The sequence below is a fragment of the Nocardia rhizosphaerae genome, from assembly GCF_042650365.1.
Classification (GTDB): domain Bacteria; phylum Actinomycetota; class Actinomycetes; order Mycobacteriales; family Mycobacteriaceae; genus Nocardia; species Nocardia rhizosphaerae.
Map to the genome: position 1 here is coordinate 545,029 of NZ_JBHSBA010000015.1, position 17,454 is coordinate 562,482.

Annotated in this window: 19 protein-coding genes; 11 read left to right on the plus strand and 8 right to left on the minus strand. The window is 69.9% G+C overall.

From position 1 onward, the window contains the following. The first annotated feature begins 35 nt into the window (after positions 1–35). The 7 genes from ACFOW8_RS24680 to ACFOW8_RS24710 all read left to right on the plus strand — a co-directional run bounded on the left by ACFOW8_RS24680 (position 36) and on the right by ACFOW8_RS24710 (position 8,089). A complete protein-coding gene (locus ACFOW8_RS24680; RefSeq protein ID WP_378553853.1) occupies positions 36–290 on the plus strand; it encodes a LuxR C-terminal-related transcriptional regulator in 255 nt (84 codons plus the stop codon). Between the two features lie 340 nt (positions 291–630). After that, positions 631–1,248, plus strand: a complete 618-nt coding sequence (locus ACFOW8_RS24685) for a hypothetical protein (protein WP_378553854.1) — start codon at positions 631–633, stop codon at positions 1,246–1,248. A gap of 977 nt (positions 1,249–2,225) precedes the next feature. Continuing rightward, complete coding sequence (locus tag ACFOW8_RS24690; RefSeq protein ID WP_378553855.1) at positions 2,226–3,650, plus strand: condensation domain-containing protein; 1,425 nt, start codon at positions 2,226–2,228, stop codon at positions 3,648–3,650. A gap of 5 nt (positions 3,651–3,655) precedes the next feature. Continuing rightward, positions 3,656–4,912 (plus strand): glycosyltransferase, encoded by a 1,257-nt coding sequence (locus tag ACFOW8_RS24695; RefSeq protein WP_378553856.1) that lies wholly within the window; start codon positions 3,656–3,658, stop codon positions 4,910–4,912. Further along, complete coding sequence (locus tag ACFOW8_RS24700; protein ID WP_378553857.1) at positions 4,909–5,853, plus strand: ATP-binding cassette domain-containing protein; 945 nt, start codon at positions 4,909–4,911, stop codon at positions 5,851–5,853. Before ACFOW8_RS24695 ends, ACFOW8_RS24700 begins: the two co-directional genes overlap by 4 nt. A 20-nt stretch (positions 5,854–5,873) precedes the next feature. Next, positions 5,874–6,710: an ABC transporter permease gene (locus ACFOW8_RS24705; RefSeq protein ID WP_378553858.1), complete on the plus strand. Its 837-nt coding sequence runs from the start codon at positions 5,874–5,876 to the stop codon at positions 6,708–6,710. Between the two features lie 11 nt (positions 6,711–6,721). Next, the gene (locus tag ACFOW8_RS24710) at positions 6,722–8,089 is read left to right on the plus strand and encodes a hypothetical protein (RefSeq protein ID WP_378553859.1); all 1,368 of its coding nucleotides are present in this window, start codon (positions 6,722–6,724) and stop codon (positions 8,087–8,089) included. Here ACFOW8_RS24710 and ACFOW8_RS24715 read toward each other — a convergent pair. Then, positions 8,080–8,340: a hypothetical protein gene (locus tag ACFOW8_RS24715; protein ID WP_378553860.1), complete on the minus strand. Its 261-nt coding sequence runs from the start codon at positions 8,338–8,340 to the stop codon at positions 8,080–8,082. The genes ACFOW8_RS24710 and ACFOW8_RS24715 overlap by 10 nt on opposite strands. 119 nt (positions 8,341–8,459) lie before the next feature. Here ACFOW8_RS24715 and ACFOW8_RS24720 point away from each other — a divergent pair, with 119 nt between their 5' ends. Continuing rightward, positions 8,460–9,467, plus strand: coding sequence for a lipase family protein (locus ACFOW8_RS24720; protein WP_378553861.1), 1,008 nt, complete (start codon positions 8,460–8,462; stop codon positions 9,465–9,467). 98 nt (positions 9,468–9,565) lie between these two features. Continuing rightward, positions 9,566–10,045: a hypothetical protein gene (locus ACFOW8_RS24725; RefSeq protein WP_378553862.1), complete on the plus strand. Its 480-nt coding sequence runs from the start codon at positions 9,566–9,568 to the stop codon at positions 10,043–10,045. A gap of 357 nt (positions 10,046–10,402) precedes the next feature. On the opposite strand, the gene ACFOW8_RS24730 is transcribed toward ACFOW8_RS24725, so the two are convergent. Together ACFOW8_RS24730 and ACFOW8_RS24735 are read right to left on the minus strand one after the other, a co-directional pair. Then, complete coding sequence (locus tag ACFOW8_RS24730; RefSeq protein WP_378553863.1) at positions 10,403–12,022, minus strand: MFS transporter; 1,620 nt, start codon at positions 12,020–12,022, stop codon at positions 10,403–10,405. Positions 12,023–12,036: 14 nt separating this feature from the next. Next, on the minus strand, positions 12,037–12,168 hold the full coding sequence (locus tag ACFOW8_RS24735; RefSeq protein ID WP_378553864.1) for a hypothetical protein: 132 nt from the start codon (positions 12,166–12,168) through the stop codon (positions 12,037–12,039). Positions 12,169–12,364: 196 nt separating this feature from the next. Here ACFOW8_RS24735 and ACFOW8_RS24740 point away from each other — a divergent pair, with 196 nt between their 5' ends. After that, positions 12,365–12,736 (plus strand): YybH family protein, encoded by a 372-nt coding sequence (locus tag ACFOW8_RS24740; RefSeq protein ID WP_378553865.1) that lies wholly within the window; start codon positions 12,365–12,367, stop codon positions 12,734–12,736. 30 nt (positions 12,737–12,766) lie between these two features. Here the strand turns inward: ACFOW8_RS24740 and ACFOW8_RS24745 are convergent, their stop codons facing one another. Further along, positions 12,767–13,108 (minus strand): hypothetical protein, encoded by a 342-nt coding sequence (locus ACFOW8_RS24745; protein ID WP_378553866.1) that lies wholly within the window; start codon positions 13,106–13,108, stop codon positions 12,767–12,769. Positions 13,109–13,379: 271 nt separating this feature from the next. On the opposite strand from ACFOW8_RS24745, the gene ACFOW8_RS24750 reads away from it, so the two are divergent. Further along, positions 13,380–14,090 carry a 2'-5' RNA ligase family protein gene (locus tag ACFOW8_RS24750; RefSeq protein ID WP_378553867.1) on the plus strand — a complete coding sequence of 237 codons (711 nt, stop codon included), beginning with the start codon at positions 13,380–13,382 and terminating at the stop codon, positions 14,088–14,090. On the opposite strand, the gene ACFOW8_RS24755 is transcribed toward ACFOW8_RS24750, so the two are convergent. From ACFOW8_RS24755 to ACFOW8_RS24770, 4 genes are all read right to left on the minus strand, one after another. After that, positions 14,084–14,947, minus strand: a complete 864-nt coding sequence (locus ACFOW8_RS24755) for an acyl-CoA thioesterase domain-containing protein (RefSeq protein ID WP_378553868.1) — start codon at positions 14,945–14,947, stop codon at positions 14,084–14,086. The two genes, ACFOW8_RS24750 and ACFOW8_RS24755, sit on opposite strands and share 7 nt — an antisense overlap. A gap of 434 nt (positions 14,948–15,381) precedes the next feature. Continuing rightward, the gene (locus ACFOW8_RS24760; protein ID WP_378553869.1) at positions 15,382–15,831 is read right to left on the minus strand and encodes a DUF6653 family protein; all 450 of its coding nucleotides are present in this window, start codon (positions 15,829–15,831) and stop codon (positions 15,382–15,384) included. A gap of 43 nt (positions 15,832–15,874) precedes the next feature. Further along, entirely contained in the window at positions 15,875–16,033 is a 159-nt protein-coding gene (locus ACFOW8_RS24765; RefSeq protein WP_378554706.1) for a hypothetical protein, read from the minus strand. Positions 16,034–16,063: 30 nt separating this feature from the next. Continuing rightward, the gene (locus tag ACFOW8_RS24770) at positions 16,064–17,443 is read right to left on the minus strand and encodes a hypothetical protein (protein WP_378553871.1); all 1,380 of its coding nucleotides are present in this window, start codon (positions 17,441–17,443) and stop codon (positions 16,064–16,066) included. Between the last annotated feature and the right edge of the window lie 11 nt (positions 17,444–17,454).

The window sequence follows — 17,454 nt, forward strand, 5'->3', positions numbered from 1 at the left end:
ATGTTCGGTGTGACAGCAGGTGAGAGGTGATGGTGATGACGGATACACTGCTCGACCAGCCGATTCGGCCGGCGTTGAGCCCCCGGGAACGTGAAGTCCTGGTCGGGTGGATTCTCAGTGATACCAAATCCGATGCCTGCGCGAAGTTGCATATCGCAACCGGAACGATGAACACCCATCTGGAACGCATCCGCGAGAAGTACGAGCGTGCCGGCCGACCTGCCCACACCAAAGCAGCCTTGCTCGCCCGAGCACTGCAGGACGGATACCTGCGGCTAAGCGACCTCTGAGGAGCGCGTATCCAATGGCCAATGCCTGCGCGGTGGAGCAATCGGTGGCAGGAAAGTCTCGACCTGTCGAGTGTTAGGTGAGGTCTGGCCTGGGCGGTTGTCTCGATCTGCGTGTTGGTGGTCGAACGGCTGGCCGACAGCGCGACGGGTGGGGTCGAGGCCGAAACCACCGTCAGCGTTGACACGCATCGCGTTGCGCCGTGGAACACGTTTGCGGCTCTGCTGGTGTGTTGGCGGCGGTGATGGGTCGTGACTGTGACAACCCGGCGGGGGAAGCCGAGATTGTCGTCTACGACAAACCACCGTCCCTTTCGCAGCAAACCGACTTGGAGTACCGACCATGCCCGTTCCTGGCTCAGCTGACCCGAGTTCCGGCCCACTGAAAAAGGCGTTGGCCGGGATCGTCGTTGGCGACTTGGTGTGCGCCACCTTCTACAACTCGTACGACCAGTCATTCACCGTCATCGCTGAAGTCGACCTATCGTCCGCCGGCGGAATGCAGCTGGCCGGACACGCCTTGACAAGCGGAACCAGCAACCAGCCGTCACAGGCGCTCATCTCGATCCGCGGCGCCGACGCGCACGAGTTCCCCTCCGACCTGTCTCCGGAAGCGCTTGCTGAAGAAATCGGCATGCTGTCGACCAGCTATGGAATCTACTGTGAGATCGCAGCCGTCACGACTCGGCCGCAGGGCGGCCGGGTTCTCCTGCAGGGGCTCACCAGCATCGATATCGATGGAACCGTGTCAGTAGGCGGTTTCGCGATCGGGCAGGCGATACCGCTCTACCGTCCCAGTCCGCTCTGGTCTTTGCGTCTGGAGGCGGATCGGCTCATGCGGCCGAGACCACTGCTGACATGGATCGAGGTCATGACAGAGGTCGTCTCGTGCCCTACCCCAGGACCACGCAGACGGCGGGAATGCACTGGGCCACTGCATCCTTTCGCGCGCCGCAGGTAGCCCAGCTGTCCGCTTGGTGCCTGATGGGCGTCGGGTGTCGACCTGGCTGATGCGCGATGGGGGCTGGTCATGCCGGCTGACCTACCAAAGCGTCCACAAACGGTCACAGGCCGACTACCGGCTTAAGTAGCTTAAGTAACAGCAGTTGAGGGCGGGTATCTGGTCCGAAGTAGCTACACCGAGCCGATCCTGCATCGCCGTCGTCGCGAGTTCAAGGCCGCGCAGAAGTAGTGGTATCGAGTGTGTGAAAAGTAGCTCATAGCAGTACTTTTCGTTTGCGGCCCCGCTCCGGAGAAATCCGGCGCGGGGCCGCTGTCTTCACCGGGGATCACCCTGGATACCGGCTCATCACCCTCAAAACGGGCACAAGACGAATGCGCCCACGCGGGCCGATCTCGTCGTGAGTGTCGGTGATCCGGTCGACGAAAAGCCGACTCACCGAACCGGCCGCGGTGCTCGACATCGACATCCGCCTGCTCGGAGCCTGAACCCACTCGGGACGCGCACCGCTTCGCCGCTGGGCTTGCGCGCCGGCGGCGAAGCCGTGTCCCGGTCCGCTCCGCCCGTGCTGGACCACGAGACCGGGCTGCCTCGAATGAACACCGGGAAAACGTTGGCGGACACCTGTTCGTCGGGTTTGTGAGGGCCCGCACAGCGGCAGATTCGAGTGTGTGAACAAAAGTGCCGGAAGACATCGTTGTGCCTCGATGAATTCCATCTGAAAATGTCTGAGCAGCAACCCGAATCATTCGTAGCATGGAAAAAAGCGCAGGCTGCGGAGTTTTGTTCAGGTGCGGTGTGGTAGCGATCACGCTCACGGAATACTGGGTCGCGGTTATAGCATCGAGCGCACTGAAACTTCCTGGACCTGGTCGCCGACGAAGTTGCAGAACCCGTGGAGACACACCGACGTGCCCCCTTTCTCACATTCACATTCCGCCGCTTCGGCACATTCTCGTCGCGAGGTGAACCCGGTCATGGAATACACCCATCTGTCCGAATTCGAGATTCGTTCCGGTCGATTGTCGATCTGGACGCCCTCGGTCCCCGACACGGCCTGGCAGGCCGACGACCGCCCGCTGGCCAGCGTCCACGCCGGGTACTGCGCCGGTATCGATCCCACCGATCAGCGGCCGGGTCGAGGGCGCTGGATCGGCACCGTCTTCGAGATGGACGCGGCATTGGACCGGGCCGCCTGGCGCGAGACGCTGCGCCGATGGCATGTCCGGCACGAAGGGCTGCGTACGACCGTCCGGGTCGAGACCGCGGGCGAGCCGCGCCGCCTCGTCGCCGCCGACACCGCGCTCGCCGTCGTCGAGCGGCCGATCGATGCGGTCACCGACGGTGCCGCGATCAACGAATTCCTGTGCGAAACACTGGAACTGGAACTCTCACCGCTGGTGTGGCCGCACCTGCTCGCGGCGACGGTCGAGCACGCCGGTACCGGCGACTTCACCGTTCTCGTCGCCGCGGATCACTCGGTGCTCGACGCTTACTCCCAGGCCATCCTCATCCTGGAGCTGCGTGGACTGTATCGGGAGGTGCTGGCGGGCGAGGCGGCGCGGGAGTCGGCGACTTTCGCCAGCGCCGCTGATTTCGCGGTGGTCGAGCGGGCGATCGCGGCCGAACTGCACCCGGGCGCGCCCTCGGTCGCCCTGTGGCGGGACTTCCTCACCGCCGGTGCGGGCGCCATGCCCCGGTTCACCCCCTACGCGCTCGGTTCCGTCACCGCCGACCTGCCGCAGCCGAGCGTGTCGCGCCGCCTGCTCGACCTCGCCGAACTCGAACAGGTCGAGGCGGTGCTCGACCGGATCGGGCACCGGCTGTCGGTGGCCGTGTTCGCGGCGCTGGCGGTGGCGCATCGACGGCGCTTCGGCACCGATCGGATGCGCGCGGTGATGCCGATCGCGACCCGGCCCGACTTGCGCTGGCTGGAGTCGATGGGCTGGTTCGTCAACGTGGTCCCGGTCGACATCGCCGTGCCGCCGGGCTCGGACACCACCGCCGTGCTCGACACCGCCCGTGCCGCCTTGCGGCGTTCGCGCACGGCCAACGACGCGTCCTGGGTCCGCGTGCTGGAGCTGCTCGGCGTCGCGGAAACACCCAGGTTCGGGATCTCGTTCCTCGACGTCCGCATCCTGCCCGGCTACGAACTGGTCGCCGACCTGCGTGGACGTACCTTGCGGGCCGAATCGTACTCGCGCGACGAGGTGTTCCTGTGGGTGGTTCGCTCGGGCGACGGCCTCTACGTCTCGACCCGCTATCCGGCCGGGCTACCGGCGGCGGTGATGGACGAATACCTCGCCGCGTTCGGCCGGGCGCTGTCCTCGATCACCGCCTCCGCGCGGGTCGATCCGGGCGCGCCGAGCACCGACGCGGCTGTCGTCGTGCGAGCGGGGTGATCCCGATGCGAGCACTGTTGGCCTTCCCCGGCAGCCGGGGCGACGCCCAGCCCGGCATCCTGCTGGCCCGCGCGCTGATCGCGCGGGGGCATGAGGTGACGCTCGCGCTGGCACCGAACCTGATCGGGCTGGCGACCGGCCACGGGGTATCGGCGGTCGCGTTCGGCTGCGACTCCGCCGCGCTGTTGCGCGCCCAGCGCGCCGACGCGCGATTCCGCTCGCGCGATCCGCGCGTCCGCCTGCGTGCCCTGCTCGACCTGCAGCGGCGCGGCGTGCCGGAAGCGCTCGCCGACCTGCGGAGGTTGGCGCCCGGACACGACGTGGTAGTGGCGGGGATGGCCGGTGAGGAACCGGCGGCCGTGGTGGCCCGCGAGGCGGGGCTGCCGTCGGCCGCGATCCACTTCTTCCCGATCCAGCCCAACACGGTCGTTCCGGTGGTACCCGCGCGGTGGGCCGCGCGGATGCCCGGGTCCGTACACCGCGCGGGGTGGGCGCTGCTCGCCCGCGCCAGGGCGGCGTCGCTGGCGCCGATCCTGCCCGCGGGTCAGCAGACCGCGCGGCTGCGGATCCAGGCCTACGACCCGGCGCTGTTTCCCGGCCTCTCGGCCGAGGTGCCCGGCCCGTTCACCGGGTTCCCGCTCGATGTCGACGGTTTCGGTGCCGCCGCGACTGATTCCGCGGCGAACGACGACGCCGGTGGTCGCGCGCTGCGGCAGTGGCTGGCCGCGGGTGCCGCGCCGATCTACGTGGGATTCGGTTCGATGGACGTGGGGGATCCGGCAGAGTTCGTGACGATGGTCCGCGCCGTCTGCGCGCGCCGGGGGCGGCGGCTGCTGCTCGCGGCGGGATGGGCCGCGATCGCGCCCGGCATCACGAGAGATCTGGCCGTCGCCGCCCAGGTCGACCATGCCGAGGTGTTGCCCCGATGCGTGGCGGTGGTGCATCACGGCGGTGCCGGAACGACTGCCGCGGCACTGAGAGCCGGTGTGCCACAAGTGATCTGCTCGGTCCAGGCAGATCAGCCGTACTGGGGGCAGGCGCTGTCCCGACTCGGCGTGGCGGCGACCCTGCCTGCCGGCGCGCTCACCGAGGCGCGCCTGCACGCTCTGCTCGACACTGTCTCGGCCGCCGAGGTCCGCCGTCGGGCCGCGACCCAGGCCGCGCGGTTGCGCACCGACGGTGTCGCGCGAGCGGCCGTCGCTGTCGAATCGCTCGTGCCGGTCGGCGCCGACCGGATCGGTGCCGACGGGAGGCTGTCATGACCACCGACATCGCGCTGCGCCTGCGCGGCCTCGGCAAGTCCTACGGCCAGTTCACCGCCGTCGACGCCGTCGACCTCGACGTCGCCGCGGGCACGGTGTTCGCGCTGCTCGGCCCGAACGGCGCGGGCAAGACCACCACCGTGCGCATGCTCGCGACCCTGATCCGACCCGATCGGGGCAGCGCCGAGATCTTCGGCTACGACGTGGTAGGCGACGCGACCGCGGTGCGCTCGATGATCGGGCTCACCGGCCAGTACGCCTCGGTCGACGAAACACTCACCGCCGGTGAGAATTTGCGTCTGCTCGGTCGTCTGCTCGGCTTGACCAGGCGCCAGGCGGCCCGGCGCGGTGCCGAGTTGCTGGCGGAGTTCGAACTGAGCGCGGTCGCCGACCGGCCGGTGGGACAGTTCTCAGGGGGCATGCGGCGCCGGCTGGATCTGGCGGCGACTCTGCTCACCGATCCGCCGCTGATCTTCCTCGACGAGCCGACCACCGGCCTCGACCCGCACACCAGGGACCGCATGTGGGCCATCATCGGCACCCTCGTCGGCCGTGGCGCCACCGTGCTGCTCACCACCCAGTATCTCGAGGAAGCCGACGCGCTGGCCGATCGGATCGCCGTCATCGATCGGGGCGCTATCGTCGCCGACGGCACCGCCGCCGAGCTGAAGTCCTCCCTGGGCAACCAGGTATTGCGCTTGGAGCTGGCCGATGCGGCCCAATCCGCGCGCGCCGAAGCCCTCGTCGTCAGCCACACCGGCCGGATCCCGGCCGGCTGCGCGAGTGCGACGCTCACCGTCGCGCTCGCCGACGCGAGCGCCGCCGCCGACATCGTCGCCGACTGCCGGGCGACGGGAATCGCGCTGCGCGGCTTCGCCGTCGACCGGCCCGACCTCAACGAGGTGTTCCGGGCACTCACCGGCACGGCACCCGCCGCCTGACCACGGAAGCCGAGATCACTATGACCGTCACCACCACCGAGGTCGTCGTCGAGGCCGTCGCGCCCGCGACCATCGATCGCCGACCCCGGATCACCCACCTCAGCGTCCGCGCCGCGCTGAACCAGTCCCTGATGATGGCCTGGCGTGGACTGCTGACCTTCCGGCACAGCCCACAACTGCTCTACGACGCCCTCCTGCTGCCCATTGTCGGGCCCTTGCTGTTCGGCAGTATCTTCGGTACCGCGATCGCGGGCAGCACGAGTGCCTACCTGCCGATCCTCGTTCCCGGCGTGCTGGTCCAGATCGTGCTCACTTCCGCCGTCGCCACCGGCGTCCAGCTGTCGGAAGACATTCGCTCCGGTGTGTTCGACCGATTCGTGGCCATGCCGATCGCCCGCTCCGCGCCGATCGCCGGGGCACTGCTCGCCGGCGCCGCGCGCTATGTCATCGCGGCGACGACCGTGGTCGTCGTCGGCTTCGCCATGGGCTATCGGCCCGCGCATCCGGCGGGCTTTCTCGCCGGGGCGGTGCTGGTCGTGGTGGCGACCACCGCGATCAGCTGGTTGTTCGCGTTCATCGGGGTCACGGTGTCGCGGCCGGCCGCCGTGCAGGGCATGTCGATGTTGGTGCTGACCTTTCTGAGCTTCGCCTCCAACGCGCTGGTTCCCGAGGAATCGATGCCGGCCTGGCTCGGCCATGTCTCCGACTACAACCCCGTCTCCTACCTCGTGTCGGCGGTGCGCACGCTCGCCGAGGACGGGGCCGTCGGCGTCGACGCGTGGTGGGCGGTGCTGGCCTCGCTCGCCGTCGTCGCCGTGTTCGCGCCCCTGACCGTCCGTACCCTGCGTGCGCGCTGAGAGGACTCACCATGACGATCACCGCTGCGGCGCACACGCCGGTCGCCGCCGTCAACCGGCTCACCGCCGACGACGATCTGTTCCTGAAGCTGCACAGCCTCTACGGCAACGCGCTGGTCAACCAGCTGGCGTGGCGGTTCGACGAACCCCTCGACCGTGACCTGCTCGACCGGTTCCACGCCCAGCTCGCCCACGGCTTCCTCGCGCGGCGGGTGCACGGTGCCCGGATGCCGTTCGCCCGCCCGTACTGGCTCCCGGCCACCGCGTCGATCCCGCTGGGCTTGGACCCGGTCCCGGTCGCCGACGACGAGATCCTGGACTGGTATTTCGCCCAGAGCCGGGTGGACTTCGACCCCGGGGCCGGGCTGGTGTGGCGACTGTCGGCCGCGCGCACGACGACCGGTGCGACCGTGGTGTCGTTGGTGACCTCGCACGTGGCCTCGGACGGGGGCGCGGTGCTGTTCGCGGTGGGTGACGCGCTGTCGCGCTTGGGCGAGCGGCCCGATCGGGCCGTGAGCTCCGGGGCGCTGGTCGGCCGTGCGCCGCGAAACGCCCTCGGCGCGAACGTGTCCGACGCGGCAGCTCAGCTGGTGGCCGTGGCGAGAGGAGTGCGGGCCGCGGTCGCGACCCGCACGGTCGCCGAACCCGAGCGCACGCCACGGCCCGCCGAACCGCGGCTGCCGTTGCCGGACCGCTGGACACCGGCCGACGTCGTCGTGCGGCTGTCGCTCGACGAGTGGAACGCTGTGGCCGCCGCCCATTCCGGCACCACGAACGGTTTGCTGATCGCGCTCGGCGCCGGCCTGCTCGGGCGCAGTGGACGCGTCGGGGACACCGCGGACATCCGCGTCGACGTGCCCCATTCGACGCGCATCCCGCACGATCCGCGCGCGAACGCCACCACCGGGCTGCCGATCTCGGTCCACTACCGGATCGGTCACCGCGTCGACCTCGGCGCTGTCAGGTCGGCGGTGAAGCGGGCGGCCACGGCCTACCGCGATCCGGCCACCACGCCGGCGCTGCAACACCTGCAACCACTGCAGATGGTGCTGCCCCGCGCCGTTCTGCGCTACTTCGCGCGGACGGCCACGGCGCCGGAGTGCCTGTGCACCAATCTCGGCGAGACCGCCCTGGGAGTCGCCGAGCTCGGCGGACACCGCGCCTCGGCGGTGCTGATGCGTCCGGTCGTCTGCACCAACGACCCCGCCGTGTTCCGGCGGATGGCCGCCGGGGTGAACTTGTCGTTGTGCACCGACGGCGAGACCGTCACCCTCGCCGTCACCGGCGCTGACCCCGATCGGTTCCCCAGCCGCGCCGCGCTGCGCGCCTTGCTCACCGCCGAGTTCGACTCCTGGGGTCTGACACCCGACTACTGGTGATCGCACGGCGCGATCCGCGCTCGGTTCGGCGCCCGGCCGTCCTGTTCGGTTCGCCGTGCGGCCAGGGTCTCGGCATAGGAGACCAGCATGTCTTCGACCAGGGTCAGGATCGAGGCATCGAGGTCGGGTCGCTGATAGACCCCGCGTACCACCGCTTCGCCGGAGAACATGTGCAGCATCATGAAGAACAGCGGTTCGCGGATCTGTGGCGGATAGTCGTCGAGCAGACGCGTGCCGTCGAGCGAGGCCACGATCTGCCGATCAGGTCGAGAGTGCCAACACCCGCGACGAGGCCATCGCGGCCGTCGCCACGGTCATCGTCCCGCACCGGCCCGCGCCGACCGACCGGCGTGCCCTGCTGTCGTTCCGGATGGCCGAGGACTCGTTGTCGATCAACGGCGCGCCCTCCTACAGCTTGCAGATGGGCTCGCTGCCGAACCCGCTCGATTCCGTACTGCCCGCGGAGTTCGTGGAGGCGCAGGCGATGCTGCAGCTCGGCCACGCCGTGGTGATTCCCGACCATCAGGGGCCCAACGCCGCCTACGCCGTCGGGCCCCTGGGCGCGCGGATCACGCTGGACGCCATTCGCGCCGCCGAACGGTTCGAACCCGCCGGACTTCCCGGCATCGACACCCGGGTAGCCCTGTGGGGGTACTCCGGCGGTGTCATCCCGACCGCGCACGCCGCCGAACTCCACCCCACGTACGCGCCGGAGATCGACCTGGTGGGCTCGGCGACCGGCGGTCTGCTGGCCGACATCCGGGCCGCCATCGACTACGACAACGGCACGTCGACCTTCGGCGGCGCGGTGCTCGGCGGGTTGCTCGGCGTGGCCCGCGAGTACCCCGAGGTGGACCAGTTCATCGACCGGTACATGAACCCGCTGGGCAAGGCGGTGCGCGTGGTGCGCGAAGGGCAATGCGTCGCACTGCAATTCGCCGGCTTCCCGTTCGTGAACATCAAGGGTCTGTTCGACTATCCCGGCGACCCCATGCTGGCCCCGCAGATGCAGCCGATCCTGGACGAACTCAGTCTCGGCCGTCGTGGCACTCCGACGGCTCCGCTGTACCTCTATCAGGCCCCGCTGGACGAGGCCATGCCGATCAACTCGGTGAACAAGCTCTACGACACCTACTGCGCCGATCCGGACGCCCGGGTGTTCTACACCAGGGAACTGCTCAGCGAACACGGCATCGCCGCGGTGAGCGGGGCGGGCAGCGCGGTGCTGTGGCTCGACGACCGGCTCAACGGCGTCCCGGCGCCACAGGGTTGCTCGAACCGCGACGTCGTCCTGCAGATCCTGGACCCCGGTGCGCTCGACGCTGTCGTCGCCGCGCTCGGGCAGACCCTGGCCTCCGCGCTCGGCCTGCCGGTGTAGTCCGGCCGCCGGTGGTCGTGAATCGCTGCCTCGGCGTCGTCTGACGACCCGATTGCGGGGTAATCGCTCCCGGGAATCCCTACTCAGGAGGTGTCATGATGTCAGTTGGACTGAGGCGCTGTGTCGCGTCGGCGGCGATGGCCCTGCTCGCGGTGACGGCGGCGGCCGGGCATGCGACAGCGGAGCCGGCGCGGGTATCGATCAACGGTGACATGCAGGTCGTGGGCATGGATGTGTTGCACATCGAGGCCCAGGGCAGTGGAGACGGACCAGCCACCGGTACGTATGTCGCGCAGGCGCGGGTGGGTGAGATGCCGTTGCCGATCCGGGTGACCGGGCCGGTGACCTGTCTGCGGGTCGTCGGTGACACGGTCTCGCTGGTCTATCCGATCACGACCGCGGAACCGGTCATGGTGTTCGAGCCCGACACGATGGCCATCCAGATCACGGTGACCAAGGGGCGTGACGGTGCTCCCAACATGATCGGCTACGGCGTGCCGATGCCCACGTCGATGCTTCGGGACTGTCAGCCCGGCGTGACTCCGCTGGTCTTCGACGGGACCATCGACATCGACTGATTCCCCGGTCGTCGTTCGCGCGCCGGGCGCGGTCTCACCGCGCCCCGCCGCGCGGGGTGCGCGCGCGGCCGGACCGGGCCAGGCGATTCCGGAGGCCGGGCGTCCACCGATAGGGTGGCGCACGGATTGTTCGTTCGATGTTAGGAACCTCGATGGGAAGCACTGTCCTCGACGTTGTCGCGTTGCTGGTCAACCGCGCTGCGGAGTTCTGGAATTGGATGGCGACCGGTTCGTCCGGGTTCCCGCCGCTGTGACCAGCTGACCCGAGTCCGCGACATCCCCCGGTGGCCGTACTGGCGCCGGGGGATGTCGCTGTCGGCGTCGGCAGTGTGGTCCGCGCGGCGAACGGCCGCCCGGTCAGTCGTCGTGCCGACGCCCCGGCGGGCTCGATTCCGTGACGGGTGCGCGGGGCAACAGCCCGGTGCCGAACAGCGCCAGGACCGCGAGCAATGCGGTGACGGCGAAGGCGATCTGCAGGGCCGCGAGCCGGGACTCGGAGTTGACGGCGAGCACGGCGGTCGCGGTGGACTCGTCGATTCCGGCCTCGTCGAGCGCCGCCTCGAGTTGCCGGTCGGACAGGAACGGCACGCCGCCGGCCAAGTCGGTCGTGGCCTGCTGTTGCACCGCGGCCGGGACCGCCGGATTGTTCTCGATCCCCGCCACCACCGACGTCGTGAGGGTGGCGATCAGAATCGACCCGATGAGGGCGGTGCCGAGCGAGGCGCCGAGCGTGGTCGCGGTGTTCTGCAGCCCGCCGACCTCGGCGCTGCGGGAGTCCGGCACGGCGGAGACGGTGACGGCGCCGAGCTGGGACGCCAGCGCGCCGAGCCCGAGCCCCATCAGCACCATCGGGATCGCGATCACTTCGGCGTCGGCTCCGGGGTCCATGCCTGCCGCGAGCATGAGCACGCCGACGATCATCGCGAGCAGGCCCCACCGCACGACCCGGCGAGGGTTGGCGCGGGGCGCGAACTTCGGGATGCCCGCGGCGGCCAGGATGAGCGCGATCGACAGCGGCAGGATTCGCACGCCGGTGTCGACCGCGCTGAGTTCGAGCACGACCGACAGGAACAGCGGCACGGTGAAGAACACGCCCGCCTGCACGGCGAACTGCGCGAAGAACATGCTGGTCCCGCCGACGAGCTGCCGGTTGCGCAGCAGTGCCGGATCGATGAGCGGATCGCGGCCCCGCCGCACGAGCGCGCTCTGCCGGCGCAAGAACAGGAACAGGGTCAGCAGGCCGCCGGTCAGCAGCCAGAACACCGCGGACAGACCGAACAGGGCGGGACCGTCCGGTTCGGGGCGCACCCAGCCCCATTCGCTGGAGCGCAGTACCGCGAACACGATCGCGCCGAGTCCCACGGCGGACAGCACCGACCCGACGAGGTCGAGCCGGACCCGGGTGGCCGGCGTGTCCTCGATCCGGCGCAGCACGAGCAGGATGGCCACCACGATGACGACCTCGCCGAAGAAGACGTAGCGCCAGGACGCGAACGTGGTGACGGCGCCGCCGACGAGCGGGCCGACCGCGACGGCCATCGCTCCTGCCGCGGCGACGATGCCGTAAGCCGCGGAGCGGCGTTCGGGCGGGAAGTTCCCGGCCACGAGCGAGACGATCGCCGGCATGATCAGGGCGGCACCGATGCCTTCGAGCAGTGACCAGCCGAGCAGCAGCACCGTCAGATCGGGTGCCAGTCCGGTCACGAACGAGCCGACGCCGTATACGACGAGCCCGATCCCGAACACCCGGCGCCTGCCGATGATGGCACCGATCTTGCCGCCGGTGATCATCAACGACGCCATCACCAGGGTGTAGAGCGTGATGGCGGTCTGGATACCGGTGATCGTGGTGCCGAGATCCTGGGCGACGGTGGCCATCGACACGTTCATCACGGAACTGTCGAGCGTCATCAGGAACTGTCCAGAGGCCAGCACGAGCAGCACGACCGAACTCGACTTCGCCTGCGGTGCCGGCATCGCGTCTCCTCGGGTCAGTGGGTCAGGGCGATCTTGACGGTGACGACAATGGTGGCCGCGCTGATCCGCCCGGCGGCGGTGCGCCGGTCGAGTGGGGCCCTCCGGGAGAACAAGGGCCGGTGCAGCACATCGTGGGTGGGTTCCATCGTTGGTCGCCGTTCGTCGGCCCGACACGGGTTGCACTTCGGAAAGGGACTGCCGACTCCGAATATAGAACCCGAACCTGGTGCGGTGGGACGCTGCGCCCGCGGCAGACCGGGCCCGCGGCGACCGCGCCTTGGCCCGTCGGTGTCGTACCCCGGCGTTACCGTTGGCGCACAGCCCATATCGAGGAGGGTGGCCATGGCGGACAGTGTCGACGGTGTGCGGGAGCGAGCGCGATGCCCGGAGGATCTGGGCAGGCTCGTGGTCGAGCGGTTGAACGCCGGGGATGTGGACGGATTGGTGGAGCTGTACGAGGCCGAAGCGGTGCTCGCCCTGCCCGACGGGGTGGTCGCGACCGGCATCGAGGAGATCAGGGCCGCCTACACCAGGCTGGTCGCCGATCGCCCGGTGTTCCAGCCGGGCGCGCAGGCACCCGCGCTGCGGGCGGGTGATCTGGCGATGACCTCGACCCGGCTACCCGGCGGCACCGCCGCCACGGTGGAGGTGGCGCGCAGACAGCCCGACGGCAGCTGGCGGTGGATCCTGGATCAGCCGAACGTGCTCGGCTGAGCGAGACGGGGCCGCGGGGGAATTCGCGGGTCAGTTCTGGGTGAGCCCGGTCGAGAACACCACGACCACCTTCTCGTCGGTGACCTCGCTGACCCGCACGTCGGTGCCGTTGGACTCCTGGGTCTGGCCCACCGGCACCGTCAGGTTCTGGCCACCGATCTTCAGCGTGACCATGTCCCCGTCGACGGCGACCAGTTCGGCCTGGATCCCGAGTACCGAGGCCTGGGCGCTCACCCCGCGGTCGAAGGTGACGGTGCACCCGCTCACCGTGCACTCGGAGGTGTAGCCCTCGCCCGACATGGTGCAGGCAGCGGCGGCGAAGGGCAGCAGGAGGGCGAACGCGAGCAGCGTCATCAGCCGACGAACAGGCATGTCGGCCAGTGTAATGCGGTCGGGGCCGAGCGCGGCGCAGAGCATGACGCGGGATCGAAGGTGCAACGGAACGGTCTCGTCGTGTTGCGGGTCGGCCGCACCGGCAATACCGTCGCTGAGAGGTAACTGACATCGTGGCGTTGGTGCCGATCGTGTCCGGTCGCGTCGGGGTGACCAGGTCGGAATCGTCGATCCGGCGGTTCGGCCGGCCCGCCGGATGATCGCTCGGGCGGTGGCGGATGTGGGGAGGTGGACGATGATCGCGGGCGAGATGACGGTTGCCAGTCGCTGGTGGTGGCGGCCCGGATGGACCGAGGGACGATCCTTCTACGACTGGCAGGTCACGCCGACCCAGCCGGTCGCCGACAAACTGGTGGAGATCTTCGCGCCGACACTGTCCCGGCTGCCCTGGCTCGAACCGGTCGACGCCGCCCGGCTGCGGATCGGGTTGCAAGGCGTCGGTTTCGTCGACGGGGTGAAAGGCATGCACCTGGCGGCGCTGGTGCAGGGCGCGCGGGTGCGGCTGGCCGCGCACGCGCCGTTCCAGATCACGTTCGGCCCGCCGGTGATCGCCGCCGATTCGGTGCGCTTGCCGATCAGCATGCCCGCGCGGCTGCTCGATGTCAGGGCGGAGCTCACCGACGCGTTGACCGAGGTGTGGATTCGCGAACGCATCCCCGAATTCGGCGAGCCGCTGTGGCCGTATCTGACGCTGGCCCATGTGGTTACGCCGTCCCCGTCGCTGCAGCTGCGCGCGGCGCTGGTGGCCGATGGGCTCGCCGACTTCACCCTCGACGACACCGTCTCGGCCATTACATTGGCTGAATTGCAGCGTGCGAAAGGGCGTTACGATTTCGCCGAGGTGAGCTCCGCCGATCTGCTCCGGGTACCGGACCCGGTGCTGGAGCCGACCGTGTTCGACGATCCGCTGTTCGGCGCGCTCGGCCGTGCCGAGCGGGAGCTGGTACTGCGCGGTCAGTGAGCGGGCGCCGCGGCGACGCCGGGCGGTGTTCCCGCACGGGGCCGTTGGCGGTTCGCGATACCGGTCACGGTGCATTCGCCGAGCACGCCCGCCCGGTCGAAGAGGGTCGCCGAACTCACCGCGATCCCGTCGGCGGCTCGGTGGCTGTCGGCCTCCAGCCCGATCTCGTGTCCGGCCGGGAGCCGGGTCAGCGCGAGCGTGACGTCGCCGTTGATATAGCCGAGACCGCCGGTGCCCATATTGGTGACCAGGTTCGTCAGGTCCGCGGCCATGGCGGCCATGGCGAACGGTGTCGCCGGTTCGTCGTCGAGGACCGACCACCCGGTCGCCCACAGCCGTTTGCGGTGCGCGTTGTGCCAGGCGGGACCGTTGTGCGGCAGCGGAAGCCAATCTCCGTCGTCGCCGCTGGTGCCGAGCAGCCGGGCGCCCGGGTACGCGGTGCGCGGTGGTGGTTGCGGAACCCGGGTCCGGGTCCAGCGCGTACCGTCGGCATCGGCCGATGCCCGATAGTAGACGGCGCTCGCCCTGGCCACCGCCTCGCCCGCCTGGCACAGGTCGGCCTCGACGACCCGAATCCGGTTGCCCCACCGGATGATCCGGGTGGTGACGGTGACGTGGGCGAGGCGTACCGACCGGAACAGATCGGCGGTGAGACGGGTGGGGAAGAAGTCGCTGTCGCCGAACTCGGTATCGATGGTGCGGGCGAGCAACCCGAGTACCGCGGGCCCGGCCAGCATGTCCGGTCCCCAGGCGCTCGCGGCGGCCGCGGTGGGTGCGAAACCGGCACCGGCGCGGCGGAAGTACGGCCGCGCGATCGCGTACGGGCGCGGTGCCTCAGGCTCGTGGTCACCTGTCATCGCCGTGCTCTCCCTTCGCGCTTCGGCGATCCCGACGGCTCGACAGCGAGCTCAGCGGCCGCAACGTCGAATCGGGATGCGCCACTGTGCATACTGCCCGCCAGGTGCGATTCCCTCCACCGCGGGGGCGCCGGTGTCCGCCTGCGGCGGGTGCCTTGCGACCGGCGGCCACGCCGATTCCTCCTGGTCCCCGGGAATCCCGGCATAGGATCGCCCCTGCGTACCATCGGCCTGGCAGGGGCACGCACCGCCCCGATCGGATCGGTGCACCGCGCGATCGATCCGGGCGGATGGAACAAGATGGTCTACCGCCCTGGCGACGGCAGGCCCCTCACCCGGATGCTGTGGGCGAGTGCGTCCTTCCTGCTGCTGTTCCTAGGGTGGGGCTGGTGGGCGGTCGCCTGGGCCCGCGCGGGCGGGCGGCGGCGAGCTGGTCAGGATCGGCCGGAGCTCCGGCCGCGGTCGTAGAGGGCCGCGTAACGGCGCCAGCCGTAGAGGGTGAGCCCCATGGTGGTGGCGACGCCGAGGGCGGTCGGGACCCGCCGACGCCGCTGCGCCGCGACAATCGCTGCGCCGAGCGTGGCCAGGCCGACGGCGTTGAGCACGGTCATCGTGCGGTCCAGGGCGGGATCGGCCAGCCAGCGCTCCTCGCCGAGGATGGCGCGGGTGGCCAACGAGGTCCGATCGACCGGCTCCGGAGTGATGATCGGGTTGACCGCGAACCAGACCAGCACCGCGGCGGCCACATCCGCGCGCCTGGTCCAGAACGGGGCCACGACCAGCGGGGTGGTGAGCAGCCTGCTCCAGGCGCTGAGCGGGTGAGCGTGCCGGGCGAACATCCGGTGCCGCAAGTCCTGGTAGCGGTCCACGATCGTGCCCTTCACCTCGACGCCCGAAAGCCACCGCAGGAACCGCTGCGGCGTCGGTTCACTCGGCGGACGGTTCGGCACCGCGCGGCGCGCTGAGCCGGATCACCCCGGCGTCCAGATCGACCGCAAGGGTGGGGTCGTGGTCCTGGCCGTCGCTGTCCCCGCTGCCCTCGTTCTGCAGCTTCTTGCCGGGAAAGAGTTCGCCCATGATGCCCACGACTCCACGATAGCGAGCCGGGGCACGGACTCACCAGAACCGCGGGGTGAGGCCCCAGGCGGCGAACTCGGCGCGCAGCAGGTCCTGCAGGGCGGTGCGGGTGGGGAAACGGTCGGGGTCGCCGCCGGTGACCACCAGCGTCACGGTGTCGTCGTCGCAGGAGAAGGCCAGGTTGACGCCCACTTCGACCTGTCGGAACAACTCCACCGGACCCGGGTTCACGACCGGGCGCATGATCACGTCGCGGGCCCGATGCGGGCCGAGCACAGCGATGTTCTGGGCGGTCCGGCCCATATTGGTGCACAGGCATTCCGGCGCCTTGGCGGTGCGGGCGAACCGATGCAGTACCACCTTGGGCAGCAACATCTGCACCGGTTGCAGATGCTGGATCGGCGGAACGGTGGCCGGATCCTGATAGGCAAGACCCGCCGCTTTGAGTGCCGCGCGGATCGCGGGCAGGTCGGCGCGGGCACCGGCCCGGTAGGTGACGCTGATCGGCAGGCCGGTGGTGGCGTTGGCTCGCGGATCGTCGGGACGTCGCATCGAGTGCGGGATGTCGACCCGCACGTCGGCGCCGTCGGTGATCCGTCCGCTGCGCCCGAGCAGCCCCACCGCGACACCGACCAGCAGCCCGTTGGTGGTGCCGCCCGCGGCCGCGGCGACGGCGTCCCACTCGGCCAGCTCGAGCTGCACGATGGTCTCGGCCGCCTGCCACGTCGGCGCGTGCGGCAACCGCGGCTCGGCAGGGCGGGGATTGCGGGCCGGCTCACGTACGCCGCGGGCCCGCCGGGCCGCGCGCACACCCTGTGCCACGGCGCGCAGCTGGGCGCGAGCATCGCCGAGATCGGCGGCGAGCCGGCCGCCCGCGGCGACCGGACCGACCAGTCTGCCGGCGGACGCCGCCCGGTCGGGCTCGGCGCCGCGATTGAGCCGATCCAGCGCGTCGACGATCGCGTGCATCATCCCGCCACCGTCACACGCGACATGCGAGGCGACCAGGGTGACGACCGTGCCGCCCGAGGCGGTGTGCGCCCCGGCGAGCTGCCACACCAGGCCCCTGGCCGGATCGAATTCCACCGCGGCCTGTTCCAGGAACCAGGACAGGATCTCGCTGTCGGGCAGCGGCGTCGGCGACCACACCAGCGGCAGCGATTCGGTCGCCGGTTCCCAGTGGGCGCGCGCGAACGGGAACCGGGTGGTGCGGATCCTGCGGGCGATGAACCCGGTGGCCAGGTGTGCGTGCCAGCGGCGCAGCAGCTCCGGGTCGAGCCGTTCGTCGAACCGGTAGGCGAGCTGGTTGACCAGCGCGTTCGGGTACAGGCTGTGCAGTTTGAAGAACAGGTCGTCGTCGGCGGTGATCCGGTTCAGCGTGGTGGGCGCTGCCGCGACGGCGGGGGCGGTGACAGTCATCGACAGACTCC

Excerpts from the sequence above, each read along its gene's own strand:
- ACFOW8_RS24680 (WP_378553853.1), top strand. The coding sequence starts at position 36 with ATGACGGATACACTGCTCGACCAGCCGATTCGGCCGGCGTTGAGCCCC.
- ACFOW8_RS24685 (WP_378553854.1), top strand. The coding sequence starts at position 631 with ATGCCCGTTCCTGGCTCAGCTGACCCGAGTTCCGGCCCACTGAAAAAG.
- ACFOW8_RS24690 (WP_378553855.1), top strand. The coding sequence starts at position 2,226 with ATGGAATACACCCATCTGTCCGAATTCGAGATTCGTTCCGGTCGATTG.
- ACFOW8_RS24695 (WP_378553856.1), top strand. The coding sequence starts at position 3,656 with ATGCGAGCACTGTTGGCCTTCCCCGGCAGCCGGGGCGACGCCCAGCCC.
- ACFOW8_RS24700 (WP_378553857.1), top strand. The coding sequence starts at position 4,909 with ATGACCACCGACATCGCGCTGCGCCTGCGCGGCCTCGGCAAGTCCTAC.
- ACFOW8_RS24705 (WP_378553858.1), top strand. The coding sequence starts at position 5,874 with ATGACCGTCACCACCACCGAGGTCGTCGTCGAGGCCGTCGCGCCCGCG.
- ACFOW8_RS24710 (WP_378553859.1), top strand. The coding sequence starts at position 6,722 with ATGACGATCACCGCTGCGGCGCACACGCCGGTCGCCGCCGTCAACCGG.
- ACFOW8_RS24720 (WP_378553861.1), top strand. The coding sequence starts at position 8,460 with ATGGCCGAGGACTCGTTGTCGATCAACGGCGCGCCCTCCTACAGCTTG.
- ACFOW8_RS24725 (WP_378553862.1), top strand. The coding sequence starts at position 9,566 with ATGTCAGTTGGACTGAGGCGCTGTGTCGCGTCGGCGGCGATGGCCCTG.
- ACFOW8_RS24730 (WP_378553863.1), bottom strand. The coding sequence starts at position 12,022 with ATGCCGGCACCGCAGGCGAAGTCGAGTTCGGTCGTGCTGCTCGTGCTG.
- ACFOW8_RS24735 (WP_378553864.1), bottom strand. The coding sequence starts at position 12,168 with ATGGAACCCACCCACGATGTGCTGCACCGGCCCTTGTTCTCCCGGAGG.
- ACFOW8_RS24740 (WP_378553865.1), top strand. The coding sequence starts at position 12,365 with ATGGCGGACAGTGTCGACGGTGTGCGGGAGCGAGCGCGATGCCCGGAG.
- ACFOW8_RS24745 (WP_378553866.1), bottom strand. The coding sequence starts at position 13,108 with ATGCCTGTTCGTCGGCTGATGACGCTGCTCGCGTTCGCCCTCCTGCTG.
- ACFOW8_RS24750 (WP_378553867.1), top strand. The coding sequence starts at position 13,380 with ATGACGGTTGCCAGTCGCTGGTGGTGGCGGCCCGGATGGACCGAGGGA.
- ACFOW8_RS24755 (WP_378553868.1), bottom strand. The coding sequence starts at position 14,947 with ATGACAGGTGACCACGAGCCTGAGGCACCGCGCCCGTACGCGATCGCG.
- ACFOW8_RS24770 (WP_378553871.1), bottom strand. The coding sequence starts at position 17,443 with ATGACTGTCACCGCCCCCGCCGTCGCGGCAGCGCCCACCACGCTGAAC.